Annotated in this window: 20 protein-coding genes; 18 read left to right on the plus strand and 2 right to left on the minus strand. The window is 72.1% G+C overall.

Annotated features, from left to right (window positions below; all coding sequences use genetic code 11):
- Positions 1 to 70: 70 nt before the first annotated feature.
- From serA to AMK22_RS13470, 5 genes are all read left to right on the plus strand, one after another.
- The gene (serA, locus tag AMK22_RS13450; protein ID WP_073784712.1) at positions 71 to 1663 is read left to right on the plus strand and encodes a phosphoglycerate dehydrogenase; all 1593 of its coding nucleotides are present in this window, start codon (positions 71 to 73) and stop codon (positions 1661 to 1663) included.
- Between the two features lie 93 nt (positions 1664 to 1756).
- Positions 1757 to 2347: a TetR/AcrR family transcriptional regulator gene (locus AMK22_RS13455; RefSeq protein WP_073784714.1), complete on the plus strand. Its 591-nt coding sequence runs from the start codon at positions 1757 to 1759 to the stop codon at positions 2345 to 2347.
- Positions 2348 to 2741: 394 nt separating this feature from the next.
- On the plus strand, positions 2742 to 5174 hold the full coding sequence (locus AMK22_RS13460) for a Tox-REase-5 domain-containing protein (RefSeq protein ID WP_073784716.1): 2433 nt from the start codon (positions 2742 to 2744) through the stop codon (positions 5172 to 5174).
- An 81-nt stretch (positions 5175 to 5255) separates the two neighbouring features.
- On the plus strand, positions 5256 to 5984 hold the full coding sequence (locus AMK22_RS13465) for a hypothetical protein (RefSeq protein ID WP_073784718.1): 729 nt from the start codon (positions 5256 to 5258) through the stop codon (positions 5982 to 5984).
- The gene (locus AMK22_RS13470; protein ID WP_073784720.1) at positions 5981 to 6502 is read left to right on the plus strand and encodes a hypothetical protein; all 522 of its coding nucleotides are present in this window, start codon (positions 5981 to 5983) and stop codon (positions 6500 to 6502) included. Before AMK22_RS13465 ends, AMK22_RS13470 begins: the two co-directional genes overlap by 4 nt.
- A 156-nt stretch (positions 6503 to 6658) precedes the next feature.
- On the opposite strand, the gene AMK22_RS13475 is transcribed toward AMK22_RS13470, so the two are convergent.
- Positions 6659 to 7801: a PucR family transcriptional regulator gene (locus AMK22_RS13475; protein ID WP_073784722.1), complete on the minus strand. Its 1143-nt coding sequence runs from the start codon at positions 7799 to 7801 to the stop codon at positions 6659 to 6661.
- Positions 7802 to 7981: 180 nt separating this feature from the next.
- Here AMK22_RS13475 and AMK22_RS13480 point away from each other — a divergent pair, with 180 nt between their 5' ends.
- Positions 7982 to 8908, plus strand: coding sequence for a proline dehydrogenase family protein (locus AMK22_RS13480; protein ID WP_073784724.1), 927 nt, complete (start codon positions 7982 to 7984; stop codon positions 8906 to 8908).
- 53 nt (positions 8909 to 8961) lie between these two features.
- Complete coding sequence (pruA, locus tag AMK22_RS13485) at positions 8962 to 10593, plus strand: L-glutamate gamma-semialdehyde dehydrogenase (RefSeq protein ID WP_073784726.1); 1632 nt, start codon at positions 8962 to 8964, stop codon at positions 10591 to 10593.
- 175 nt (positions 10594 to 10768) lie between these two features.
- Here pruA and AMK22_RS13490 read toward each other — a convergent pair whose 3' ends face one another.
- A complete protein-coding gene (locus AMK22_RS13490) occupies positions 10769 to 11479 on the minus strand; it encodes a nitroreductase family protein (protein WP_073784728.1) in 711 nt (236 codons plus the stop codon).
- 173 nt (positions 11480 to 11652) lie between these two features.
- Here AMK22_RS13490 and AMK22_RS13495 point away from each other — a divergent pair, with 173 nt between their 5' ends.
- The 11 genes from AMK22_RS13495 to AMK22_RS13540 all read left to right on the plus strand — a co-directional run bounded on the left by AMK22_RS13495 (position 11653) and on the right by AMK22_RS13540 (position 24960).
- On the plus strand, positions 11653 to 12273 hold the full coding sequence (locus AMK22_RS13495) for a GNAT family N-acetyltransferase (protein ID WP_073784730.1): 621 nt from the start codon (positions 11653 to 11655) through the stop codon (positions 12271 to 12273).
- A gap of 417 nt (positions 12274 to 12690) precedes the next feature.
- On the plus strand, positions 12691 to 12819 hold the full coding sequence (locus AMK22_RS41765) for a hypothetical protein (protein WP_274535421.1): 129 nt from the start codon (positions 12691 to 12693) through the stop codon (positions 12817 to 12819).
- Positions 12820 to 12913: 94 nt separating this feature from the next.
- On the plus strand, positions 12914 to 13957 hold the full coding sequence (locus AMK22_RS13500; RefSeq protein ID WP_073784731.1) for a 3-isopropylmalate dehydrogenase: 1044 nt from the start codon (positions 12914 to 12916) through the stop codon (positions 13955 to 13957).
- A gap of 406 nt (positions 13958 to 14363) precedes the next feature.
- Positions 14364 to 15452 (plus strand): branched-chain amino acid aminotransferase, encoded by a 1089-nt coding sequence (locus AMK22_RS13505; RefSeq protein ID WP_073784733.1) that lies wholly within the window; start codon positions 14364 to 14366, stop codon positions 15450 to 15452.
- 301 nt (positions 15453 to 15753) lie between these two features.
- Positions 15754 to 16524 carry an urease subunit gamma gene (ureA, locus tag AMK22_RS13510; RefSeq protein WP_079186135.1) on the plus strand — a complete coding sequence of 257 codons (771 nt, stop codon included), beginning with the start codon at positions 15754 to 15756 and terminating at the stop codon, positions 16522 to 16524.
- The gene (locus tag AMK22_RS13515) at positions 16521 to 18218 is read left to right on the plus strand and encodes an urease subunit alpha (RefSeq protein WP_073784735.1); all 1698 of its coding nucleotides are present in this window, start codon (positions 16521 to 16523) and stop codon (positions 18216 to 18218) included. Before ureA ends, AMK22_RS13515 begins: the two co-directional genes overlap by 4 nt.
- Positions 18219 to 18348: 130 nt before the next feature.
- Entirely contained in the window at positions 18349 to 19362 is a 1014-nt protein-coding gene (locus AMK22_RS13520; protein ID WP_073784737.1) for an agmatine deiminase family protein, read from the plus strand.
- Positions 19363 to 19485: 123 nt separating this feature from the next.
- Entirely contained in the window at positions 19486 to 20109 is a 624-nt protein-coding gene (locus AMK22_RS13525; protein ID WP_073784739.1) for a TetR/AcrR family transcriptional regulator, read from the plus strand.
- Positions 20110 to 20190: 81 nt separating this feature from the next.
- Positions 20191 to 21534, plus strand: coding sequence for an MFS transporter (locus AMK22_RS13530; protein ID WP_073784741.1), 1344 nt, complete (start codon positions 20191 to 20193; stop codon positions 21532 to 21534).
- Between the two features lie 277 nt (positions 21535 to 21811).
- Complete coding sequence (gene cimA / locus AMK22_RS13535; protein WP_073784743.1) at positions 21812 to 23425, plus strand: citramalate synthase; 1614 nt, start codon at positions 21812 to 21814, stop codon at positions 23423 to 23425.
- A gap of 101 nt (positions 23426 to 23526) precedes the next feature.
- A complete protein-coding gene (locus tag AMK22_RS13540; protein ID WP_073784745.1) occupies positions 23527 to 24960 on the plus strand; it encodes a hypothetical protein in 1434 nt (477 codons plus the stop codon).
- Positions 24961 to 24970: the final 10 nt, after the last annotated feature.

The raw sequence follows: 24970 nt of genomic DNA on the forward strand, positions 1-24970 counted from the left end.
CACGCGGCAAGCCCCTCCACCGCCTGCGGCCGTCGGGACGGCCGTCCGCACTGGACCTGTGAGGACTCACGTGAGCTCGAAACCCGTCGTACTCATCGCTGAAGAGCTGTCGCCCGCCACGGTTGACGCCTTGGGCCCGGACTTCGAGATCCGGCACTGCAACGGCGCGGACCGTGCCGAACTCCTCCCCGCGATCGTCGACGTCGACGCCATCCTGGTGCGCTCCGCCACCAAGGTCGACGCCGAGGCCATCGCCGCCGCCACGAAGCTGAAGGTCGTGGCCCGCGCGGGCGTCGGCCTCGACAATGTCGACGTCTCCGCCGCCACCAAGGCCGGCGTGATGGTCGTCAATGCCCCGACCTCCAACATCGTCACCGCCGCCGAACTGGCCTGCGGTCTGCTGATCGCCACCGCGCGCAACATCCCGCAGGCCAACACCGCGCTCAAGAACGCCGAGTGGAAGCGCTCCAAGTACACCGGCGTGGAGCTGAGCGAGAAGACCCTCGGCGTCGTCGGCCTCGGCCGCATCGGTGTCCTGGTCGCCCAGCGCATGTCGGCCTTCGGTATGAAGATCGTCGCGTACGACCCCTATGTGCAGCCCGCGCGTGCCGCCCAGATGGGCGTCAAGCTCCTCTCGCTCGACGAGCTGCTGGAGGTGTCGGACTTCATCACCGTGCACCTGCCCAAGACCCCCGAGACGGTCGGCCTGATCGGCGACGAGGCGCTGCACAAGGTGAAGCCCACCGTGCGCCTCGTCAACGCCGCGCGCGGCGGCATCGTCGACGAGGCGGCGCTCGCCTCCGCCCTCAAGGAGGGCCGGGTCGCCGGTGCCGGTCTCGACGTGTACGCGAAGGAGCCCTGCACGGACTCCCCGCTGTTCGAGTTCGACCAGGTCGTCTGCACCCCGCACCTGGGCGCGTCCACGGACGAGGCGCAGGAGAAGGCGGGCATCGCGGTCGCCAAGTCCGTGCGCCTGGCCCTCGCCGGCGAGCTGGTGCCGGACGCGGTCAACGTCCAGGGCGGCGTCATCGCCCAGGACGTGCGCCCGGGTCTGCCGCTCGCCGAGAAGCTCGGCCGGATCTTCACCGCGCTGGCGGGCGAGGTCGCGGTCCGGCTCGACGTCGAGGTGTACGGCGAGATCACCCAGCACGACGTCAAGGTGCTCGAACTCTCCGCACTGAAGGGCGTGTTCGAGGATGTCGTCGACGAGACCGTGTCGTACGTGAACGCCCCCCTCTTCGCGCAGGAACGCGGCGTCGAGGTCCGCCTCACCACCAGCTCCGAGTCGCCCGACCACCGCAACCTGGTGACCGTCCGCGGCACGCTCGCGGACGGCGACGAGGTCGCGGTCTCCGGCACGCTGGCCGGGCCCAAGCACCTCCAGAAGATCGTCGCCGTCGGCGAGTACGACGTGGACCTGGCGCTCGCCGACCACATGCTGGTGCTGCGCTACGAGGACCGCCCCGGCGTCGTCGGCACGGTCGGCCGGATCCTCGGCGAGGCCGGTCTGAACATCGCGGGCATGCAGGTGTCGCGGACGGGCGCGGGCGGTGAGGCGCTGGTCGTCCTCACCGTCGACGACGACGTCCCGGCCTCGGTGCTCGCCGAGATCTCCACGGAGATCGGTGCCACCTCCGCCCGTACGGTGAACCTGACCGACTGACGGCCGCACCCTCACGGCGCCCCCGGACCCGGCCTGCCCGGCATCTAGACGTACGTCTTACACGGACGTCTGCATGCCGGGTACGCTGCTCTCATGGGACACCGTGAGGATCTGCTCGAAGGCGCCAAGCGCTGCCTGCTGGAAAAGGGGTACGCACGGACGACGGCGCGCGACATCGTGGCCGCCTCCGGCACGAACCTCGCCTCCATCGGCTACCACTACGGTTCCAAGGAGGCCCTGCTCAACCTGGCCTTCCTCAAGCTGACCGAGGAGTGGGGCGATGTGCTCACGAAACGGCGGGGCGAGGACACGGACGAGGCCGGCGGGGCCCCCGGGACGCCGCTCGACCAGTTCCGTGACACCTGGGAGCGGGTGATCGACAGCTACGAGCGGACCCGTTCGGTCTGGCAGCTCCAGATGGAGGTCATCTCCCGGATCGACCAGGACCCGGAGCTGCGGAAGGCGCTGATCGGCCCACAGCGCGAGGGGCGGGACGGGCTGGCCGAGAACATGCTCGGCATCGACCCCGAGAAGGACCCCGAGAAGGCCCGGGTGGCGGGGCTGTTCTGCCAGGCACTGCTCGCCGGCGTGATGGTGCAGTGGCTGATGGACAGCGATTCGGCGCCGTCCGCACAGGATCTGACGGACGGACTGAAGGCGGTCCTCGAAGGGCGTGCGTCCTGACGACGCCGCTCGCGTCGCGTTCCTCGCGCGGCGCGCTTCCAGCGGCACCGGAACGTTCGCGTACATCGCGGTGCGCCCCCTGCCCGCGTACATCGCGGTGCGCCCCCTGCCCGTGTACCCCTTTCCCCGCATCCCCTGCCACCCCGTCGCCCGCTTTTCCCGTCCGCGCGGCACCCCTGCCGGCGCGGGCTCGCGCGTGCGGGCGACCGCTTCACCGGGCGGTGACGGGGGCTCACGCGCTCGGGGTGGGCCCGGCGTTGGGTCCTGAGACCCATGACGCGGGACGGCCCCGACCCTAGGGTGAGTCGCTGTCATGTGACTTGCTGACATCGGGGGTCGGGGGGCACGTATGTCTGTTGTCGGTGGCGTGCCGGTTCCCGGGGGACCGGCCCCGATGAGACCGGGGCACCGGGAGCTTCCGCGTCCGCTCAACACGGCACGGCTGCTGCTGTTCGTGCTGTTCGGCGCGACGGTCCTGGGCGGGCTCGGCCTGCTGGGCTCGGCGTTCGCGGTGGACGCGATGGGGGCCCAGGTCCTCGGCATCCTGCTGTACGCCGCCGCGCCCGGCGTGCTGGGCCTGCTGCTGGCCCGGCGCCTGCGCACCGGCGGCAGACGGGTCTGGTGGGGGCTGGTCGCCGTACAGGCGTGGCTGGTCCTGGGCGGCGTGGCCAACATCGGGGACGGCTCGGCGCGCGGCTTCGTGCAGCTGCTCCTGCCCATCCTGATCCTGGTCCTCCTGACGCGGGCGCAGAGCCGTTCCTGGTTCCTGCTGCCGCCGGTGGAGCGGGGCGCGAAGCCCGTCGGGGAACGCGGCGCGAAGCGCCGGTTCTCGCTCTCCCACATGATCACCTGGCGCCGGGACCGGGGGCAGTCGGCCCTGGAGTACCTGGGCCTGGTGCTGATCGTCGTCGCGCTGATCGCGGCCATGACGCTGAGCGGCCTCGGTGGCCGGATCACCGCGGAACTCCAGGCCGCGATCTGCTCGTTGAGCGGCTATTCCTGCCCGGCTTCGGGGGACGGCTCGGGCCATGTGGAGGCCGGTCCCGGGAAGGACGGCGGTGCCACGAGCGGCGGAGCCGACGGCGGAGGCGACGCGGGCGCGGACGGCGGTGCGACGGTCACCGGCGGCACGGACGGCGGCCCCTCCGGCGCGGGCGACGGCGGTGGCGACGCGAGCGGCGGGAACGCGAGCGGCGGCGGAGCGAGCGGCGGGAACGCCGACGGCGGCAGCGGTGGGGCGAACGGCGGTTCCTCGGGTTCGTCCGGCTCCACGGGCGGCAGCGGCGGCACGGGTGGTCCCGACGACGGCCGGCCGGGCAGCGGCGTGGACACGTACCCGGAGGACAACGACGAGCCCGAGGCCGCCTACGACACGCCCGCGTCCGACGAGGACGGCGAAGGGAAGAACGGCGGCGGCAAGGACGACGAGGAGGACTGCAGCGGCTGGGGCTTCTTCGGCTGTGCCTGGGACCGTACGACGCAGGTCGTCAAGGGCGTGGCGGTCGACGGCGTCTGGGGCGACATCGCCGGGATCATCGACCTGTTCAAGCCCGAGACCTGGTCCGGCATCGCGGACTACGGCAAGCAGCTCGGCGACCAGTGGTCGAAGGACTCCAAGGACGCCGCCGACAAGTGGGACAAGGGCGACTACCTCGGGGCGCTCTGGGACTGGGGCTCGGCGTCGGTCAACACCGTCGTCAAGGTCGGTGACGACGTCTTCGTCGGCGACGAGGTCCGTGACCGCTGGAACAACGGGGAGAAGACCCGGGCCGTCACCGACGTGATCTGGAACGTCGGCTCCCTCTTCATCCCCGGCTATGACGTGGCGAAGGTCGTCGGCAAGGTCGGCAAACTCGGCAAGCTGGGCAAGATCGCCGAGACGGTGGCGAAGGCCGTCGACGACGCGGGAGGCGCGGCCCGCCGCGCCCGCAAGGCCGCCGAACTCGGCGACCTCGACGGCGTGCGCAAGGCGGCCAAGGAGGCCGACGACGCCGCCGACGCGGCGGAGGACGCGGCGCGCCGCACGGGCTGCGTCATCGCGTCCGGCCCGGCCCTGGTGCGCCACGGCGGCGGGACCATGGGGGTCGCGGGGGCCGGCACCGGTGTGCTGGCGTCCGGTTCCACCGGCCGGGTCGTCCTCGCGGACGGCGGCTGCGACGAGGCGGCCAAGGCCGCGGCGGAGAAGGCGCGCGCCGAGGAGCGGGCCGCCCACCTGGAGCAGAAGCGGCTGGAGGAGCCGGAGCGGGCCCGCAAGGCCGAGCTGGACAAGAAGAAGTACTCGGAGCCGACCCGCAACGACACCTCCGACCCGCGCAACTACAACCCGCCGTCCTGGGCCGAGGACCTCAAGGACCGCAAGCTCGGTGACGCGGACCTGGGCGACGGCTACTGGGCCAGCCGCGACCGCAACCCCGCGCCCAACTGGAAGAACGAGTCCTGGCTTCGCTACCAGGAGCAGGTCACCGGAACCAACCGGGGCCAGGAGTACGTCGTGCCGCACCCCAAGGAGGGCAAGCCGGCCGTGGAGTACGACGGCTGGGACTCCGGCAGGCAGACCTTCCTGGAGGCCAAGAACGGCTACCAGAGCTACCTGTCCCAGACCGAACCGGGCACGCTCACCAAGTCCGGCAAGGACAAGTTCGTTGCCGAGGCGAGGGCCCAGGTGGAGGCGTCCGGCGGCCGGGCCGTGGAGTGGCACTTCTCCGACCCCGACGTGGCGAAGGCGGCCCGTCAGGCGTTCCGGGACGAGGGCCTGCCGATCAAGGTGGTGCACACGAAGCCGAAGCCGAACGACAGCACCAGGAAACCGGGGGCCTTCGACGAGTAGCCTGCACGCGGTGGCGGTCCGGCCGCGTTCGGCCGGGACCGCCCGCCGCGCCCGAGGACGAAGCTCGACGGAGGAAAGTGCATGCGACGTGTAGTGCGGGCCTTCTGGGGGCCCCGGCCCGAGTCGGCCGAGGCGCTCGCCGGACGCTGGAAGCGGACGCTGGACGGGATCACGGCACTGCTCCCCGGGGCGGTGCCACAGGGCGGCGCCACCGGGGCGGGCCCGTGGCGGCAGGTGCATGGGACCGGCCCGGAGACCGAACTGCCCGCGGACGAGGGGGCGCTGCTCGGCGCCCTGCGCGTGGCGCAGGCGGCCGAGGGCTGGTCCGATCTCACGGGCACGGCGCTGCGGCTGCACCGCACGGACGCGCCCGGTCTGCGGACCGAGCTGAGCGGACTGGCCGGGGGCGCACCGGAGTTCCTGCTCCAGTCGTTCGTGATGACGCTCCAGGTGCCGGACGGTGCCGAGGTCCCGGGGGCGGAACTCCTCGCCGTCCTCGCCCGGGAGTGGGAGCCGGACTTCGGCGACGTGAGTGACGACGACGTGCTCGACGCGCTGGAGGACGACGCCGGGTACTCCGTCGGCGACCCCGTGGTGGGCCGGGCCGGCTACCTCTCCCCGGGGCGCGCCGCCCTCGTGCCCGGCGACCTGAAGGCCGTCCGGGAGGAACTGCCCGGAGGCGGCGTGCTGTTGCGCATCGCGGACGCGGGCGCGGACGTGACCGCCGAGGTGGTGGCGGCCTACGAGCGGCTGCGCGACGCCGGTGCGCTGGATCCGCTGCCCCGTCCGATGGACCGGGCGGTGCTGTGACCTGCCGCGCAGGGGAGCCCTTCGCCCTCGCCCGGGCGCTGGCCGACGTCGAGGCGCTGCTGACGGCCCCGCTGCCGGGGTCCGGGCCCGTGGTGGCCGAGGGCGATCCGGAGACGGGGGAGTGGACCGGCACCGGCGGAGACGGCTTCCGCGTCGTCCCGCTGTGGGAGGGCGATGCGCTGACCGGGGTGTACGCCCCCGAGTGGAACGACGCGCAGGAGGCGGCGGAGGCCCACCTCGCCGCCCTGGCCGCGGAATTGGACCATCGTTGGGGCCCGCATCACGCGGTTGGGCTCCATGTGCCGCTGCTGCGACGGCAGGAGGGCGCCCGGGTGGATCCGCTGTTCGAGGCGCTGTTCCGGCAGGACCTCTACGGCGACCTGGTGGTGTGGGGCCCGGTGGGCGGTACGGGCCGCTGGGCCGCGGTGACCGTGGGCCACAGCGACGGCGACGCCCCGCTGGTGATCGCGGCTCTCGTCAGCGACCGCCCGGTCACGGCTCCGGACGACGACCGCTGACGGGGAGCGAGGGCCGGCCTCGCGTCCCCACGGCCCGGTGACCCGTGCTCGGCCGTGTTCGCGCGACGGCGGCTCGGCATCCCCGTGCCGCCGGCCGTCTTCGAGCCTCGTGCCCTGCCCTTCTTGTGTCCCTTTTCGTGTCCCGCACCTCGCCGCTCAGAGCCGGGCGCCCTTGAGGGCCATGTGCAGCAGCAGCCGGTCCTCGCCGTCGTTCAGGTCGAGGCCGGTGAGCTGGTGGACGCGGGAGAGCCGGTAGTAGAGCGTCTGGCGGTGGATGCCGAGCGCAGCGGCCGTCCGCGACGCCTGGCCCGCGCAGTCGAGGAACACCTCGGCGGTGCGGGCCAGGTCCGCGTGCGCGGGGGCGAGCAGGCCGCGGACCGCCGGGTCCGCGGCCGACTCCGCAGGGAGCGCCGTCAGCATCCGGTACGGGCCGATCGCCGACCACTCGGTGACCGTCCCGAAGCGGGACTCGGCCGCCGCCGCGCGGGCCGCCGCCGATGCCTCGTGCCAGGACACCGCGAGATCCGTCAGGCCCCGGCGGGCCGCCGCGATCCCGGCGGTGGCGCCCCGTCCGGCGGTCGAGCACAGCCGCCCGGCGGCGGTGCGGGCCGGGTCGAGGGAGTCGGCGGAACGCAGCCGGACCAGCGCCGCCAGCGAGGGCGGACCGCCCGGTCCGGGCGCCGCGACCGAGGAGAGCGCCGCCGCCGACGGCACCGTACCGACCGACGGTGCCTCGCCCGGCCACGGCGACACGCACACCACCGTGTGAAGCTCCTCCGCGTCCCGGCCCAGCGACTCGCGCAGCGCGGCCAACGCCATGTCGCGCTGCCAGCCCGGCCCGGCGGTGAGGACCGCGCCGAACTCCCGCGACAGGTCCGTGCCGGCCCGCGCCTCCTCCGAGAGCAGCACCCCGATCCGGGCCGCCACGTCCATCGCCGCCGCCAGCCGCTCCTCGGTCGGACCGGGGTCCGCGTCGAGCAGCCACACGTACCCGAGGACCACCCCCCGATGGCGTACGGGCAGACAGATCCGGCCGCGGAACACCCCGGCCTCCGGAGCGGGCGGAATGCGGACCGGGCCCGTGGCGCGGGTGATGCCGAAGCCCTCGAACCAGGCACGGACGGCGGGTGTGGAGCGCCTGGTCAGGATCGAGCGGGTGCGGACCGGATCCATCGCCGTGTCGTCGTCGCTGTCGTGGGCCCCGAAGGCGACCAGGCCGAAATCGCGGTTCTCCAGCGTGGCGGGGGCGCCGAGCAGTCCGGAGATCTCGTCGACCAGCTCCTGGTAATCGCGCTTCACCCGACCATTCTCGCACCCCTTCAGACATATGTCTGAGATCTGGGCAACGGATGCGTGACAGCTGTCGATGGCCCAGGATCGGAGCGATCCTTAGATTTCACGGTGGTTCTCCGTGCTGTACCGCCGCGTTTCCCTCCGCACCGGTACGGCCTTCGTTCGTACTTTCCGTGGAGGTGCCCCGTGCTGGGTCCCGTGATTCTCGCCGCGTCCCGCAGCGACAAGATGCGCCGTTTCATCTCGGCCGCGCCCGGCACCAAGCAGGTCGTCGACCGGTTCATCGCCGGTGAGACCGTCGACCAGGTCGTCCCGATCATCAGGGACGCCGCCGACAAGGGCCTCGAAGTCACCCTCGACGTGGTGGGCGAGGACATCACCACCCCCGAGCAGGCCGCCGCCGCCCGTGATGCCTACCTGGAGCTGATCGACCGTCTCAAGGACCTGGAGCTGGGCACCCGGGCCGAGATGTCCGTGAAGCTGTCCATGTTCGGGCAGTCCCTGGACGGCGGCCACGAGCTGGCGCTCGCCAACGTCCGCCCGGTCGTCGAGGCCGCCGCCGCGATCGGCACCACGGTCACCCTGGACGCGGAGGACCACACCACCCTCGACTCCATGTTCGCCATCCACGAGGAGCTGCGGAAGGACTTCCCGCAGACCGGCTGCGTGATCCAGGCGTACCTGTTCCGCACCGAGGAGGACGCCCGCCGCCTGGCCGCCGCCGGCAGCCGGGTCCGCCTCGTGAAGGGTGCCTACAAGGAGCCCGCCTCCGTCGCGTACCAGGACAAGGCCGAGACCGACAAGGCGTACGTCCGCATCCTGAGGACCCTGATGGAGGGCGAGGGCTACCCGATGATCGGGTCGCACGACCCCCGGCTGATCGCCATCGCTCAGGAGCTGGGCCGCAAGGCAGGGCGCAAACTGGACGAGTACGAGTTCCAGATGCTGTACGGCATTCGCAGCGAGGAGCACATCCGGCTCGCCGCCGAGGGCCACCGCATGCGTGTGTACACCGCGTACGGAACCGACTGGTACGGCTACTTCATGCGCCGTCTCGCGGAGAAGCCGGCGAACCTGCTGTTCTTCGGCCGCTCCGTCCTCACCAAGAGCTGACCCGCTCGGCCGACCCCCGACCCCGAACCCCGACACGAGGAGACAAGGCACTCATGGACGCTGTGACTCAGGTCCCCGCGCCGGTCAACGAGCCGGTCCACACCTACGCCCCGGGCTCCCCGGAGCGCACCCGCCTGGAGACGAAGCTCAAGGAGCTCGGCCAGAACCCGATCGAGCTTCCGATGACGATCGGAGGCGAGAAGCGGATGGGCGGCGGTGAGCGCTTCGACGTCGTGCAGCCCCACAACCACAAGGCCGTCATCGGCACGTACGCCAACGCCACGGAGCAGGACGCGCAGGACGCGATCGACGCCGCGCTGGCCGCCGCCCCGGCCTGGCGGGCGACCTCCTTCGACGACCGTGCCGCGATCATCCTGCGCGCCGCCGAGCTGCTCGCCGGCCCCTGGCGCGAGACGATGGCCGCCTCCACGATGCTCGGCCAGTCCAAGACCGCCCAGCAGGCGGAGATCGACACCCCCTGCGAGCTCGTCGACTTCTGGCGCTTCAACGTGCACTACGCGCGCCAGATCCTCGCCGAGCAGCCCCCGGCCAACTCCCCGGGCGTGTGGAACCGCATGGACCACCGCCCGCTGGAGGGCTTCGTCTACGCGATCACGCCGTTCAACTTCACGGCCATCGCGGGCAACCTGCCCACCGCCCCGGCCCTCATGGGCAACGTCGTGGTGTGGAAGCCGTCCCCGACGCAGACCCACGCCGCCGTGCTGCTGATGCGGCTCCTGGAGGAGGCGGGCCTGCCCAAGGGCGTCATCAACCTGGTGACGGGCGACGGCCTCGCCGTCTCCGAGGTGGCCCTGAACCACCGTGACCTGGCCGGTATCCACTTCACCGGCTCCACCCCCACCTTCCAGCACCTGTGGCGGACGGTCGGCAACAACATCGCCAACTACCGCACCTACCCGCGGCTCGTCGGCGAGACCGGTGGCAAGGACTTCGTCGTCGCCCACCCGTCGGCCGACCACGCCGTCCTGAAGACCGCGCTGACCCGGGGCTCCTTCGAGTTCCAGGGCCAGAAGTGCTCGGCCTCCTCCCGCGCGTACATTCCGGCCTCCATCTGGAACTCCGGTTTCAAGGAGAAGTTCGCGGCCGAGGTCGACTCCATCACCATGGGCGACGTCACCGACCTGTCGAACTTCATCGGTGCCGTCATCGACGAGCGCTCGTTCGCCAAGAACAAGGCGGCCATCGACCGTGCCGCGGCCGACCCGTCCTGCATGATCATCGCGGGCGGCACGTACGACGACTCGGTCGGCTACTTCGTCCGCCCGACCGTCATCGAGTGCACCGACGCGGAGAACGAGGTCTTCACGACCGAGTACTTCGGCCCGATCCTCGCCGTGCACGTCTACGAGGACGACCAGTACGACGCGATGCTGGAGCAGATGGAGTCGGTCTCCGACTACGCGCTGACCGGTTCCGTCATCGCGGGCGACCGCACCGCGGCCGCGTACACGATGGAGAAGCTGCGGTACGCCGCGGGCAACTTCTACATCAACGACAAGTCGACCGGTGCCGTGGTCGGCCAGCAGCCCTTCGGCGGCGGCCGCGCCTCGGGCACCAACGACAAGGCGGGCGCCCCGCAGAACCTCCAGCGCTGGACCCTGACCCGGGCCATCAAGGAGACGCTGGTCCCGCCGACCGAGTACACCTACCCCCACCAGGGCTGATATCCCTCGCGTCGCCCCCGCCGGGGGGCGACGCCCTCGCGGGGCGCCGCCCCACCGGCGCCCCGCCCGAACTCCGCCTCCCGACCGGTTCCCCTGCCGGCCGGGAGGCGGCTTCCATCGCGCCCCCTCGCGCGCCGGGTCCGTCGCGGCCCGGGGTCTGCAAGGGCACGCGGGCTCAGACCTCCACGAGCACCTGGTCCATCGACTTGCGGACCAGGTCGGGCACCTCGCAGTCGTCGGCCGGATAGCCGACCGGGATCACCGCGAACGCCTTCTCGTTCTCCGGCCGGCCCAGTACCTCGCCCAGGAACCGCATCGGGCTCGGCGTGTGGACCAGCGCGGCCAGACCCGACAGATGCAGCGCGGACAGCAGCATGCCGACGGCGATGCCGACCGACTCGTCGACGTAGTAGTGCTTGCGCTTGGTACCGTCCTCGCCCAGCCAGTACCGCTGCTGGAACACCACGACGAGCGCCGGGGCGTCCGTCATGTGGGACTTGACGGCGTCCGTGCCGAGCGGGCGCAGCGCCGCCAGCCACTCCTCGCCGAGCCTGCCGTCGTAACTGATCCGCTCCTCGTTCTCCGCCGCCTCGCGGATGCGGTGCCGTACCTCCGGGTCCTTGACCAGGACGAAGGTCCACGGCTGCTGATGGGCGCCGGACGGGGCGGTGGCGGCGCAGGCGATCGCGTCCTTGAGGACCTGCTCGGGGACGGGATCCGCCGAGAACCGGCGCACGGTCCTGCGTTCGTCCATCCGCCGCCTCAACTCCGCGGCGCGGGTGAGGGATTCGTCCGCCGGCATGCGTTCGGGCCGGTAGGGGACGGGGCGGTAGGGCTCGCCGTGGACGGGGGCCCAGGGCCTGGGCGGGGCTGTGATGTCGGACATGCGGGCAGTGTGACGGGCGGACGGTGGTCCGGACCAGGGTGCGGCCGGACAGATCGTGTGCGTACCGTCGGTCAGTGTCCGGTGGACGACGGGGCGGTGCTCGTGCGCGGCTCTCGCGGGGCGGGGGGCTTATTCGGCGCCCGTCGGGTTCTCCGCGTGGCAGGCTGACGACCATGACCGAGCCGACTGCCCCCGCCCTGCGTACCGCGCACACCCATCAGCTCGCCCCGGCCGCCCTCGACGAGCTCCGGGCCTTCCTGGACACCGCCTTCGAGGGCGACTTCAGCGACGAGGACTGGGACCACACCCTCGGCGGCATCCACGCGTACATCCGTGACGACAGCGGAATCCTCGCCCACGGCAGCGTGGGCCAGCGCCGGGTGGTCCTGGCGGGCCGCTCGTACCGGATCGGCTATGTGGAGGCCGTCGCGGTCCGCGCCGACCGGCGCCGGGAGGGGCTCGGCGGGCGGGTGATGGCCGCCCTGGAACAGGTCGTGGACAGGGCGTACGCCTTCGCGGCCCTCTCCGCCTCGGAGGAGGGCGCCGCGATGTACGCCGGGCGCGGCTGGTGGGTGTGGCCCGGACGGATCGCCGTGCAGGGGTCGCACGGGATCGAGCGGCTGCCGGACGAGGAGGGTTCCACGTACGTCAGGGGCGTGGCGGGCGGGGCGCTGCCCGTTCCCCCCGGGGACCTGACCGCAGGCCGCCCCGACGTCCCGCCCGCCGGTCCCGGGGATCTGTCCGCCGATCCCGGGGCGCTGGTCTTCGACTGGCGCGACGGCGACGTGCTGTGAGCCGGGGCGGGCCGGAGGGGCGGGAAGGCCGGTGAGGCACGCGGGCCGGTGGGGCGGGAAGGCCGGTGAGGCACGCGGGCCGGTGGGGCGGGAAGGCCGGTGAGGCGCGGCCGGTGACGGCGAGGGCCGGCGGGGCACGCGGGCCGGCGGCTGTGGGCGGGCGGAGTGTTCTCCGTCTCAGATAGTAGGAAGTCCGAGTAATTGTGGAGACAGACCGGCCGAGCTGTCCTAGCTTTGTAGGAGCCGAACGTCTCGCTCGATCCAGCGACCGGCGGTCGTGAGTGCGCGCGCCCCGCGCAGGCAACCCCTGCGGCGCCGACTCCCCGCCCCTTCCGGCGCCTCGAAATCCCGATCTCGACATCACGTTCACGGTTTTTCGATCTCGAAGTCCTCGCGATCTCAAGGAGTCGATCCATCATGGCCGAGACGACCGCCCGCCGCGTCCGTCACACCCACCGCCCGACCGAGTCGGAGCGCCGGAACGCCGCCGCCGCCCTCCAGCGCGCCCTCGACCGCAGGGACAACGGCGGCTCCACGGGTCACTGAGAACAGCCGGGTCCCCGACCGCGTGACGGCTACCGACGCGTCCACATGGTGGACGCGTCGTGTCATGGGGTGGGACGCGCAGTAGGGTGCGGACATGTCTCGCAGCATCAATCTCGCAGTGATCCCCGGTGACGGCATCGGCCAGGAGGTCGTGGCCCAGGGCCTCAAGGTCCTCAGGGCCGTTCTCCCGCAGGATGTGAAGCTGGAGACCAAGGAGTACGACCTCGGCGCCCGGCGCTGGCACCGCACCGGCGAAACCCTGCCGGACGCGGAACTCGAAGCCCTCAAGGGCCACGACGCCATCCTGCTCGGCGCGATCGGGGACCCCTCCGTGCCGTCCGGCGTCCTGGAGCGCGGGCTCCTGCTGAAGCTGCGGTTCGCCTTCGACCACTTCGTCAACCTGCGTCCGTCGAAGCTGTTCCCGAACACCGCGACCCCGCTGGCGGGCCGTCCGGACATCGACTTCGTCGTGGTCCGCGAGGGCACCGAGGGCCCGTACACCGGCAACGGCGGCTCGCTGCGCACCGGTACGGAGCACGAGGTCGCCACCGAGGTCAGCGTCAACACCGCCTACGGTGTCGAGCGCGTCGTCCGTGACGCGTTCGAGCGGGCCGCCGCCCGCCCGCGCAAGAAGCTGACGCTCGTTCACAAGAACAACGTCCTCGTGTACGCGGGCCACATGTGGAAGAACATCTTCGACAAGGTCGCGGTCGAGTACCCCGAGGTCACCACCGACTACCTGCACGTCGACGCCGCGACGATCTTCTTCGTCACCCAGCCGGAGCGCTTCGACGTCATCGTCACCGACAACCTCTTCGGCGACATCCTCACCGACCTCGCCGCCGCCGTGACCGGTGGCATCGGCCTGGCCGCCTCCGGCAACATCAACCCGACGGGCGACTTCCCGTCGATGTTCGAACCGGTCCACGGCTCCGCGCCCGACATCGCGGGCCAGGGCAAGGCCGACCCGACGGCCACGATCCTCTCCGTCGCCCTCCTGCTGCGCCACCTCGGACACGAGGCCGAGGCCGCCCGTATCGAGGACGCCGTCTCCGCCGACCTGGCGGAGCGCGACGGCGGTTCGCCCCGTACCACCGACCAGATCGGCGACGCGCTCGCGGTACGCGTAGCGAGCTGACCCGACGACTCCGTATAGAGGCCGCCGGGTCGCAGACAGCACCCGGCGGCTTCTTCTGTGCGGTCCCGGGTGCCACCACCGAGCACAGGACCGCATTCGCGTCATTTCGTGCGCGGCCTCCCGGGAGCGATAATCGAACGGGGCCGCGACTCGCGGCCGGACGGACCGGCACATGAAGGGTGGAAAACGGAGCGGGAACCGAGGCGCGCGGCTGCCGGGTGACGGACCGCACATGGCCGATTCACGACCATGCTGAGGGGCGACACCACGGCGTAGAGGCGCACCGGGACCCGTGCCGCCCACCCTTCGTGTGCGGGTCGGTCCGGATCCGGACGTCCCGGGGCCCGCCCGGCAGGAGCGGCGCGAGTGCGGTCCCACACACACGACAGGTGAAGGACACGCACTCATGACGACGCCCACGATCGAGCTCAAGCCCTCCTCGAACCCGCTGTCCGACGCGGAGCGCGAGGCCATTCTGGCCAAGCCGGGATTCGGCCGGTACTTCACCGACCACATGGTGACGATCCGGTGGACCGAGGGCCGGGGCTGGCACGACGGCCAGCTCGTCCCCTACGGTCCGCTCTCCCTCGACCCCGCCACCACCGTGCTCCACTACGCCCAGGAGATCTTCGAGGGGCTCAAGGCGTATCGTCGGCCCGACGGCTCCGTCGCCACGTTCCGCCCCGACGCGAACGCCCGGCGGTTCCAGGCGTCGGCGCGCCGGCTGGCCATGCCGGAGCTGCCGGTCGAGACGTTCATCGAGGCGTGCGACCTGCTGGTCCAGCAGGACAAGGCATGGGTTCCGGCACACGGCGGCGAGGAGTCGCTCTACCTGCGCCCGTTCATGATCGCGAGCGAGGTCGGTCTCGGGGTGAAGCCCGCCAACGAGTACCTCTTCGTCGTCATCGCGTCCCCGGCCGGTGCCTACTTCCCCGGCGGCGTCAAGCCGGTCTCCATCTGGCTCTCCGAGAACCGGGTGCGGGCCGTCCCCGGCGGCATGGGCGACGCCAAGACCGGCGGCAACTACGCCGCCTCCCTCCTCGCCCAGGCCGAGGCGAGCGAGAAGGGCTGCGACCAGGTCGCCTACCTCGACGCGGTCGAGCACAAGTGGGTCGAGGAGCTCGGTGGCATGAACCTGTACTTCGTGTACGGGAACAAGATCGTCACCCCGACCCTGACCGGTTCGCTGCTGGCCGGCGTCACCCGTGACTCGCTGCTCACGGTCGCCCGCGACCTCGGCTACGAGTCCGAGGAAGGCCGCGTCTCCATCGACCAGTGGCGCGAGGACACCGGGAACGGCACCCTCACGGAGGTCTTCGCCTGCGGAACCGCCGCCGTCATCACTCCCGTCGGCACCGTCAAGTGCGAGGGCGGCGAGTGGCCCCAGGGCGACGGCGGCCCCGGCGAGGTCACGCTGAAGCTGCGTGAGCGGCTGCTGGACATCCAGCGCGGGGTCGCCGAGGACACCCACGGCTGGATGCACCCGCTCGGCTAGTGCCGGGAGCGGCACTAGTGCGTTTTTTCGAACGCAGCGTCGCCCTTCGGAAGGGCGACGCTGCGTTCGCGCCATGTTCTGCGGCGCGGGCGTCCTGTGAGGCGTTCCCGATCGCGTACGGCCCCGAGGCCGCGCCCGGCTCCATGCCGGGCGCGGCCTTCGTCGTGTCCGCCCGTCGCACCGACCGCAGCTCCGCCCGTCGCCGGGACCTATCGAGCAGCACTCGAATGTGGTGAAGGCATCTTTCCCATTTCCCTGCCCTCATGGTTAGAGTGCTGCTCTAAACAGGAGGTGTGCAGGCGTGCGACTGACCCCGACGGAACGGGACCGGCTGCTGCTGTTCGGTGCCGCCGAACTGGCCCGGGCCCGCCGCGCCCGAGGGCTGCGGCTCAACGTCCCCGAGGCGACGGCACTGATCGCGGACACGGTCTGCGAGGCGGCCCGCGACGGGCGCAGGCTCGCCGAGGCCATCGAGGCGGGGCGCTCCGTGCTCGGGCCCGACGACGTGCTGCCGGGTGTCGCGGACGTCGTCACCGAGGTCCACGTGGAGGCCGTCTTCGACGACGGTTCGCGGCTCGCCGTGGTGCCCCGCCCGCTGGGCGACGGCGTCGGACTCGGCGAGGACGCGCCCGGGGCCGTCGTTCCCGGTCCTGTCACCCCCGGGCCCGAGCCCGCGACGCGACTGACCGTCCGCAACACCGCGACCGTCCCGGTCTCCGTGACCTCGCACTTCCACTTCTTCGAGGCGAACCCCCGGCTCGACTTCGACCGGTCCGCCGCCTACGGGACGCGGCTGTGCGTCCCCGCCGGGTCCTCGGTCCGGTTCGGTCCGGGGGAGAGCGTCGAGGTGGGGCTGGTGCCCATCGGCGGGGACCGGATCGCCATCGGGTTCGCCGGGCTCGTCGACGGCCCGCTCGACGCGCCCGGAGCGCGCGAGGAGGCCCTGCGGCGCGCGGCGGCCTGCGGCTACCTGGGCGCCGGCCCGGTGCCCGAACGGGAGGACGTACCGACGCCGGAGCCGGACGGCGCGGCGGAATCCGGACACGGCACCGAACGAGGAGGGCGGCGATGAGCATCGACGGAATCGACGGACACGAGTACGCCTCCGTGCACGGCCCGCGCGCCGGGGACCTGGTCCGGCTCGGCGACTCCGGGCTGACCGTGCGCGTCGAGTCCGACGCCCAGGCGTACGGCGACGAGTTCCTCGCCGGGTTCGGCAAGACCGCCCGCGACGGGCTGCACCTCAAGGCGGCGGCCGTCCGCGACACCTGTGACGTCGTCATCAGCAACGTCCTGGTCATCGACGCCGTGCAGGGCATCCGCAAGGTGTCGATCGGCATCCGCGAGGGACGCATCGCGGCCATCGGGCGGGCGGGCAACCCGGACACCCTCGACGGCGTCGACGTCGTCGTGGGCACCGGCACCACCATCGTCTCCGGGGAGGGGATGATCGCCACGGCGGGCGCCGTCGACACGCACGTCCACCTGCTCTCGCCACGGATCATGGAGGCCTCGCTCGCCTCGGGCGTCACCACGATCATCGGTCAGGAGTTCGGCCCGGTCTGGGGCGTCGGCGTCAACTCGCCCTGGGCGCTGCGCCACGCATTCAACGCCTTCGACGCCTGGCCGGTCAACATCGGCTTCCTGGGCCGGGGTTCGTCCTCCGGACGCGCCCCCCTGGTCGAGGCGCTCGCCGAGGGCGGGGCCTGCGGCTTCAAGGTCCACGAGGACATGGGCGCCCACGCCCGCGCCCTGGACACCGCGCTGCGGGTGGCCGAGGAGCACGACGTACAGGTCGCCCTGCACAGCGACGGGCTGAACGAGTGCCTGTCGGTCGAGGACACCCTGCGGGTGCTCGAAGGCCGTACCGTCCACGCCTTCCACATCGAGGGCTGCGGCGGCGGACACGTCCCCAACGTCCTGCGGATGGCGGGCGTCGAGAACGTCATCGGCTCGTCCACCAACCCGACATTGCCCTTCGGCCGGGACGCCGTCGCCGAGCACTACGGGATGATCGTCTCCGTGCACGACCTCAAGACCGATCTGCCGGGCGACGCCGCCATGGCCCGCGACCGGATCCGGGCTGGGACGATGGGCGCCGAGGACGTGCTGCACGACCTGGGCGCCATCGGCATCACCTCCTCCGATGCGCAGGGCATGGGACGTGCCGGGGAGACGGTGCGCCGCACCTTCGCGATGGCCGGGAAGATGAAGGCCGAGCGCGGACCGCTGGACGGCGACGGACCGGCGGACGACAACGCCCGGGTGCTGCGCTACATCGCCAAGCTCACCATCAACCCCGCCATCGCCCACGGTCTCGCGCACGAGGTCGGCTCCATCGAGACCGGGAAGCTCGCCGACATCGTGCTGTGGCGGCCCGAGTTCTTCGGTGCCAAACCGCAGCTCGTGCTGAAGGCCGGATTCCCGGCGTACGGGGTCACGGGCGACCCGAACGCCGCCACCGACACCTGCGAACCCCTCGTCCTCGGACCGCAGTTCGGGGCGTACGGGGCGACCGCCGCCGATCTCTCCGTGGCCTTCGTCTCGCAGGCGGCGACCGAGCTGGGCGCGGACCTGATGCCCACCCGACGGCGCCGCGTCGGCGTACGCGGCACCCGCGGCATCGGCCCCGGCGACCTCGTCCACAACTCCCGTACCGGAGCGGTCGACGTGGACACCCGCAGCGGCCTGGTCACGCTGGACGGCGACCCGCTGCGTTCCGAGCCCGCCGAGTCCGTCTCCCTCAACCGCCTCTACTTCCTCTGACGCCCCGCACCCCCGGAGCCCGGCGTCCGCCGCACGCCCGGTGCTCCCCGGCGTTCGGCGCCGTCCGACGGCCGGGCGCCCTCCGGCGACCCGCCTCCCCGAGCACCCGAGAATCACTCAAGGACACTCCATGACCTTCCGCATGCCCCCCGAGTGGGCCCCGCACGAGCGCACCTGGATGGCCTGGCCGGGCCCCAACCCCACCTTCGACACCGAGGCCGAACTGGACGAGGCCCGGCGCGCCTGGGCCGCCGTCGCCCGCGCCGTCCGCCGCTTCGAACCCGTCACGATGGTGGTCGGCCCCGGTCAGGAGGACGGCGCCCGCGCGCTCCTCGGCCCGGACATCGACCTGGTGGTCCGCCCGCTCGACGACGCCTGGATGCGCGACATCGGACCCACCTTCGTCACCGACGGGCACCGACTGGCCGCCGTCGACTGGACGTTCAACGGCTGGGGTGCCCAGGACTGGGCCCGCTGGGAGCACGACCAGCACATCGCCCGCGCCGTCGCCTCACTCGCCGACGTCCCCGTGCACGGCTCCCCGCTCGTCAACGAGGGCGGCGCCCTCCACGTCGACGGCGAGGGCACCGTGCTGCTCACCGAGACCGTCCAGCTCGGCCCGGAGCGCAACCCCGGCTGGACCCGCGAGCAGGTCGAGGCCGAGATCCACGCCCGGCTCGGCACCGAGAAGGCCATCTGGCTGCCGCGCGGACTGTCCGGCGACTACGGCACGTACGGCACCCTCGGGCACGTCGACATCGTCGCCGCCTTCGCCCGCCCGGGCACCGTCGTCGTCCACGTCCAGCCGGACCCGGCCCACCCCGACCACGAGATCACCCGCGAGACCGTCCGCATCCTGCGCGCCGCCACCGACGCCCGGGGGCGTTCCCTGGACGTCGTGGAGGTGCCCGCCCCCACCGTGCTCGAGGCCGAGGGGGAGTGGGTCGACTACTCCTACATCAACCACTACCTCTGCAACGGCGGCGTGGTCCTGTGCGCCTTCGACGACCCGCGCGACGAGGAGGCGGCGGCGATCTTCCGTGAACTGTTCCCCGACCGCACGGTCGCCCTCGTCGACGCGCGTACGATCTTCGCGGGCGGTGGAGGCATCCACTGCATCACCCAGCAGCAGCCGAAGGTCTGAGAGCCTGCCCGGGTGACCTTCCGGTCGAAGGTCACCCGACGGGCTCCGGGAGCCGGGCCACCACAGCGGCCGAGGGTCCCGACGTCCGAGGCCACCCGACAACAGCAGCCGAAGGTCCCAACCGTGCCCTCCGCCCCACGCCGTCGCAACACCGCCCCGCCCCGCGAGGAGGTGCTGGCCGCCGCCATGGCCACCATCGCCGAACGGGGCCTCGACGGCCTCACCATGGCCGGGCTGGGCCGCGAGGTCGGCATGAGCAGCGGCCATCTCCTCTACTACTTCCGCACCAAGGACGAACTGCTGCTCCGCACCCTGGAGTGGAGCGAGGGCCGGCTCGGCGAGCGGCGGCGCACCCTGCTGGCCGGGCCCGGGGCAGTACGCGAACGGCTCGACGCGTACCTGGGCCTGTATCTCCCCGACGGCCCCCGCGACCCGCACTGGACGCTCTGGCTGGAGGTCTGGAACCGCTCGCAGAACGCCGACGACGACGCCCGCGCCCGGCAGTCCGCCATCGAGGGCGCCTGGCACCGGGACCTGGTGGCGCTGCTCGCGGAGGGGGCCTCGCGCGGGGAGTTCCGTACCGTCGACGCCGATCGGTTCGCCACCCGGCTGCGGGCCCTGCTCGACGGGTTCAGCGTCCATGTCGCGGTCGGTCTGCCCGGTACCGGACGGACTCAAGTCATCGGCCAGGTGCGCGAGTTCATCGACGAAACACTCATCGCCCCGCAGCCGCCCGCGTCTTCGTGAACGAAACGCACGTAAGTACGTGTGATCGTTGCCCGTTGCGCCCTTGTTGCGCTCCCGGCCGTTCGGGCACGGTGACGGACCATGGGACGAGAGCAGTGGAAGAAGATCTGGATCGGCTCCGCGGGCAACATGGTCGAGTGGTTCGACTGGTTCGTGTACGCGACCTTCGCCGTCTACTTCGCGGATTCGTTCTTCCCCGAGGGCAACGAGACCGCCAACCTCATGAACACCATGGGCATCTTCGCCGTGGGCTTCTTCATGAGACCGGTCGGCGGCTGGCTGCTCGGCCGGATCGGTGACCGCAGAGGCCGCAAGGCCGCGCTCACCCTGACCGTCACCCTCATGTCGGCCTCCGCGATCCTCATCGCCGCCGCGCCGACATACGACACCGCGGGATACGGAGGGGTCGCCGTGCTGCTGCTGGCCCGGCTCCTCCAGGGCCTCTCCGTCGGCGGCGAGTACGCCGCCAGCGCCACCTATCTCACCGAGGCGTCCGCCCCCGGCCGGCGCGGCTTCGCCTCCAGCTTCCAGTACGTGTCCATGACCGCCGGCCAACTCGTCGGCCTCGGCCTCCAGATCGTCATGCAGCGCACCATGTCCGAGGCGGCCCTGCACAGCTGGGGCTGGCGGATCCCCTTCATCATCGGCGCGCTCGGCGCCGCGGTCGTCTTCTACCTGCGCCGCTCGATGCTGGAGACCGAGGTGTACGCCGAATCGGGCGCCGCCGAGCAGCGGGACCGGGGCACGCTGAGGGCGCTGTGGCGGCACAGGCGCGAGGCGTTCCTGGTGATGGCCCTGACCATGGGCGGCACCGTCGCCTACTACACGTACACGACCTACCTGACCAAGTTCCTCTCCAGGAGCGCCGGGATGGAGAAGTCCACCGCCTCGCTCGTCAGCTTCTGCGCCCTCTTCGTCTTCATGTGCCTCCAGCCGCTCGCCGGACTGCTCTCCGACCGGATCGGCCGCCGCCCGCTGCTGATCACCTTCGCGATCGGCTCCACCTTCCTGACCGTGCCGATCATGACGCTGCTCCGGCACGCCGGAACCTTCTGGCCCGCCTTCGGGCTGGCGCTCCTCGCCCTGGTCGTCGTCACCGGATACACCTCCATCAACGCCTGTGTGAAGGCCGAACTCTTCCCGACCGGCGTCCGCGCCCTCGGCGTCGCACTCCCGTACGCCCTCGCCAACGCGCTCTTCGGCGGCACCGCCGAGTACGTGGCCCTCTGGTTCAAGAAGGCGGGGGCGGAGTCCGGCTTCTACTGGTACGTGGCCGGCTGCGCCGCGGTTTCCCTGGTCGTCTATCTCACGATGCGGGAGACCCGGGACATCGACCTCGGGCGGGTCGGCACCGGAAGGCCGGGAGGGAAGCGGGCCGAGCCCTCCGGAGCCGCCGGGACCACGAGCGTCACGCCCGCATCCTGAGACACGGCGCGGCACGGAGGCGACCCTGTGCGACACTGCTTCCGTGCCCTCGTTCGTCATGATTATTGGCAACAGGCGCGCCGGTCCGCAGTGACCGTCCCGCACCACCCGTGCGGCACGGCCACCGTGCCCCAGACCCGCGCGCAGACCTCTCGCACCCGCGAGGGGTTTTTTCGTTTTCCGGCCCTCACCACGGCCGGGGCGAGGCACGCGGGATGATGGGGGCAAGTGGAGCCAGATCGTCCGGATCCACTCATCCGACAGGAGTCAGACCAGCATGACCACCAAGGCCACGGCCCAGGCCACCGACGACGGCTTCCATGTCTTCGACACCACGCTGCGCGACGGGGCCCAGCGTGAAGGCATCAATCTGACGGTCGCTGACAAGCTCACGATCGCCCGGTACCTGGACGACTTCGGCGTCGGCTTCATCGAGGGCGGCTGGCCCGGTGCCAACCCCCGTGACACCGAGTTCTTCGCCCGCGCCCGGCAGGAGATCGAGTTCAAGAACGCCCAGCTGGTCGCCTTCGGCGCGACCCGCAGACCGGGCGGCAGGGCCGCCGAGGACCCCCAGGTCAAGGCGCTCCTGGACTCCGGCGCCCCGGTGATCACCCTGGTCGCCAAGTCCCACGACCGCCATGTGGAACTTGCCCTGCGCACCACCCTCGAAGAGAACCTGGAGATGGTCCGCGACACCGTCTCCCACCTGCGCGAACAGGGCCGCCGGGTCTTCGTGGACTGCGAGCACTTCTTCGACGGCTACCGCGCCAACCCCGAGTACGCCAAGTCCGTGGTCCGCGCCGCAGCCGAGGCCGGCGCGGACGTCGTCATCCTCTGCGACACCAACGGCGGCATGCTCCCCGCCCAGGTCCAGGCCACCGTCTCCACCGTGCTCGCCGACACCGGCGCCCGGCTCGGCATCCACGCCCAGGACGACACCGGCTGCGCCGTCGCCAACACCCTGGCCGCCGTCGACGCGGGCGCCACCCACGTCCAGTGCACCGCCAACGGCTACGGCGAGCGCGTCGGCAACGCCAACCTCTTCCCCGTCGTCGCCGCGCTGGAACTCAAGTACGGCAAGACCGTCCTGCCCGAGGGCGCGCTGGCCGACATGACCCGCGTCTCGCACGCGATCGCCGAGGTCGTCAACCTCACCCCGTCCACCCACCAGCCCTACGTCGGCGTCTCGGCCTTCGCCCACAAGGCCGGGCTGCACGCCTCCGCGATCAAGGTCGACCCGGACCTCTACCAGCACATCGACCCCGCGCTGGTCGGCAACACCATGCGGATGCTGGTCTCCGACATGGCGGGCCGCGCCTCCATCGAGCTCAAGGGCAAGGAGCTCGGCATCGACCTCGGCGGCGACCGCGAACTCGTCGGCCGGGTCGTCGAGCGCGTCAAGGAGCGCGAGCTGAGGGGCTACACCTACGAGGCGGCCGACGCGTCCTTCGAACTGTTGCTGCGCGCCGAGGCCGAGGGCCGCCGCCGATGCTACTTCCGCACCGAATCCTGGCGGGCCATCGTCGAGAACCGCCCCGACGGCACGCACGCCAACGAGGCGACCGTGAAGCTCTGGGCCAAGGGCGAGCGGATCGTCGCCACCGCCGAGGGCAACGGCCCGGTCAACGCCCTCGACCGGGCGCTGCGCGTGGCGCTGGAGCGGATCCACCCGCAGCTGGCCAAGCTGGAACTGGTCGACTACAAGGTCCGCATCCTCGAAGGCCGCACCGGCACGGAGTCCACCACGCGCGTCCTCATCACCACGAGCGACGGCAACGGCGAGTGGGCGACGGTCGGCGTGGCGGAGAACGTCATCGCGGCGTCCTGGCAGGCGCTGGAGGACGCGTACACGTACGGGCTGCTGCGGGCCGGGATCGAGCCCACGGAGTAGCACGGCGGCACGGCGGCGGGCGGCGCTGGGCGGGGCGGTCGGTGGCAGGTGGCGCGGCGGCCGGCGGAGCACGGTTCGCCCGCCCGGGTTAGCGTCGAAGTATGCGGAACAGGGCGTTCCTGATCTACCTGGCCGGGCTGCTCCTGCTGGTGCTGTCGTCGACGCTGCCCGCCACGGCGCACGCCCCGGCCGCCCCGATGGTCCCGGCGGCCGTGTCCGTCCCAGCCGTGTCGGACCGGGGGCGCGGGGCGGCCGTCGGCGCGTCGACCGTCGAGGACGTCGCGCGGGCGCTGCGCAAGAGCCCGGTGTACGTCGACCCGGCCGCCGCCGATCAGCTCTCCCCGAGCCAGGCGGCGGCCCTGGCGCGGAAGATCAAGGACGCCGACAAACCCGTGTTCGTGGCGGTCCTGCCGCGTACCGCGGCCTTCCCGGAACGGACCGTGCTGCCCACCCTGCGCACCGACACCGGCATCACCGGTGTCTACGCGGTCCGCCTCGGCGACGGGTTCGCCGCGGGCGCCGACCCGCAGGTCATGCCCACACAGGCGGTCCGGAACCTCACCACCGCCGTGAAGGCGCCCGGGACGGACACCGCTGCCGCGACCCAGCTGAACGCCTTCGTCGACCGGGCCGTCGAGCAGGCCAGGGGCAGCGCCCCCGCCTCCTGGGGCGGCTCCACCGGGCGGGGCGGGCCCCCCGCCGCCGGACTGATCGTGCTCGGCGCGATCCTGGTGCTGGGCGGCGGCACGGCCTACCTGGTTGCCCGGCGGGGCCGCAGGCGCAGGGCGGAGGAGGAGCGGGCCGCCCTCGACAAGCTCCGGGTGGTCGTCGACGAGGACATCACCGCGTACGGCGAGACCCTGGAACGCCTCGACTTCCACCCCGCCGAGCCGGGTGCCGACGACGCCATGCGCGCCGACTACGAACGGGCCCTCGACTCCTACGAGACCGCGAAGGTCCTCATGGCCCGGTCCCGCCACCCCTCCGACGTACGCGCGGTGACGCGGGCTCTGGAGGACGGCCGCTTCTCCCTCGCCGTGCTGGAGGCCCGTCGCACCGGCCGCGAACCGCCGGTCCGGCGCCCGCCGTGTTTCTTCGACCCGCGCCACGGACCCTCGGTCACCGACGTCCGGTGGTCCCCCTCCGGGGGGACGGCCCGCGAGGTTCCGGTCTGCGCGGCGGACGAGGCCCGGTTGCGCGCGGGCGAGGAGCCGCTGAGCCGCACCGTCGAGACGGACGACGGCCGCCGCCCGTACTGGGAGGCGGGCCCTGCCTACGGCCCCTGGGCGGGCGGCTACTTCGGCGGCGGACTGCTCCCCGGTCTGCTGGTCGGCACCGTGCTCGGCTCCATGCTGTCGAGCCCGGCGTACGCCGCGGAGTACGGCGGCGGCGACTTCGGCGGCTGGGGCGGCGGGGACTTCTCCGGCTCCGACTTCGACCCGTCCGGGTTCGACGGCGGAGGCTTCGGCGGCGGGGACTTCGGCGGGGGCGGCGACTTCGGGGGAGGCGGTGGCTTCGACGGCGGCGGATTCTGAGCCGCCGGAC

Source organism: Streptomyces sp. CB01580, from assembly GCF_001905795.1.
Taxonomy (GTDB): domain Bacteria; phylum Actinomycetota; class Actinomycetes; order Streptomycetales; family Streptomycetaceae; genus Streptomyces.

What these genes read in the sequence shown, in the direction of transcription:
- AMK22_RS13455 (WP_073784714.1), top strand. Translation starts at nt 1,757, where the DNA reads ATGGGACACCGTGAGGATCTGCTCGAAGGCGCCAAGCGCTGCCTGCTG.
- AMK22_RS13460 (WP_073784716.1), top strand. Translation starts at nt 2,742, where the DNA reads ATGAGACCGGGGCACCGGGAGCTTCCGCGTCCGCTCAACACGGCACGG.
- AMK22_RS13465 (WP_073784718.1), top strand. Translation starts at nt 5,256, where the DNA reads ATGCGACGTGTAGTGCGGGCCTTCTGGGGGCCCCGGCCCGAGTCGGCC.
- pruA (WP_073784726.1), top strand. Translation starts at nt 8,962, where the DNA reads ATGGACGCTGTGACTCAGGTCCCCGCGCCGGTCAACGAGCCGGTCCAC.
- AMK22_RS13490 (WP_073784728.1), bottom strand. Translation starts at nt 11,479, where the DNA reads ATGTCCGACATCACAGCCCCGCCCAGGCCCTGGGCCCCCGTCCACGGC.
- AMK22_RS13495 (WP_073784730.1), top strand. Translation starts at nt 11,653, where the DNA reads ATGACCGAGCCGACTGCCCCCGCCCTGCGTACCGCGCACACCCATCAG.
- AMK22_RS41765 (WP_274535421.1), top strand. Translation starts at nt 12,691, where the DNA reads ATGGCCGAGACGACCGCCCGCCGCGTCCGTCACACCCACCGCCCGACC.
- AMK22_RS13500 (WP_073784731.1), top strand. Translation starts at nt 12,914, where the DNA reads ATGTCTCGCAGCATCAATCTCGCAGTGATCCCCGGTGACGGCATCGGC.
- AMK22_RS13505 (WP_073784733.1), top strand. Translation starts at nt 14,364, where the DNA reads ATGACGACGCCCACGATCGAGCTCAAGCCCTCCTCGAACCCGCTGTCC.
- AMK22_RS13515 (WP_073784735.1), top strand. Translation starts at nt 16,521, where the DNA reads ATGAGCATCGACGGAATCGACGGACACGAGTACGCCTCCGTGCACGGC.
- AMK22_RS13520 (WP_073784737.1), top strand. Translation starts at nt 18,349, where the DNA reads ATGACCTTCCGCATGCCCCCCGAGTGGGCCCCGCACGAGCGCACCTGG.
- AMK22_RS13530 (WP_073784741.1), top strand. Translation starts at nt 20,191, where the DNA reads ATGGGACGAGAGCAGTGGAAGAAGATCTGGATCGGCTCCGCGGGCAAC.
- cimA (WP_073784743.1), top strand. Translation starts at nt 21,812, where the DNA reads ATGACCACCAAGGCCACGGCCCAGGCCACCGACGACGGCTTCCATGTC.
- AMK22_RS13540 (WP_073784745.1), top strand. Translation starts at nt 23,527, where the DNA reads ATGCGGAACAGGGCGTTCCTGATCTACCTGGCCGGGCTGCTCCTGCTG.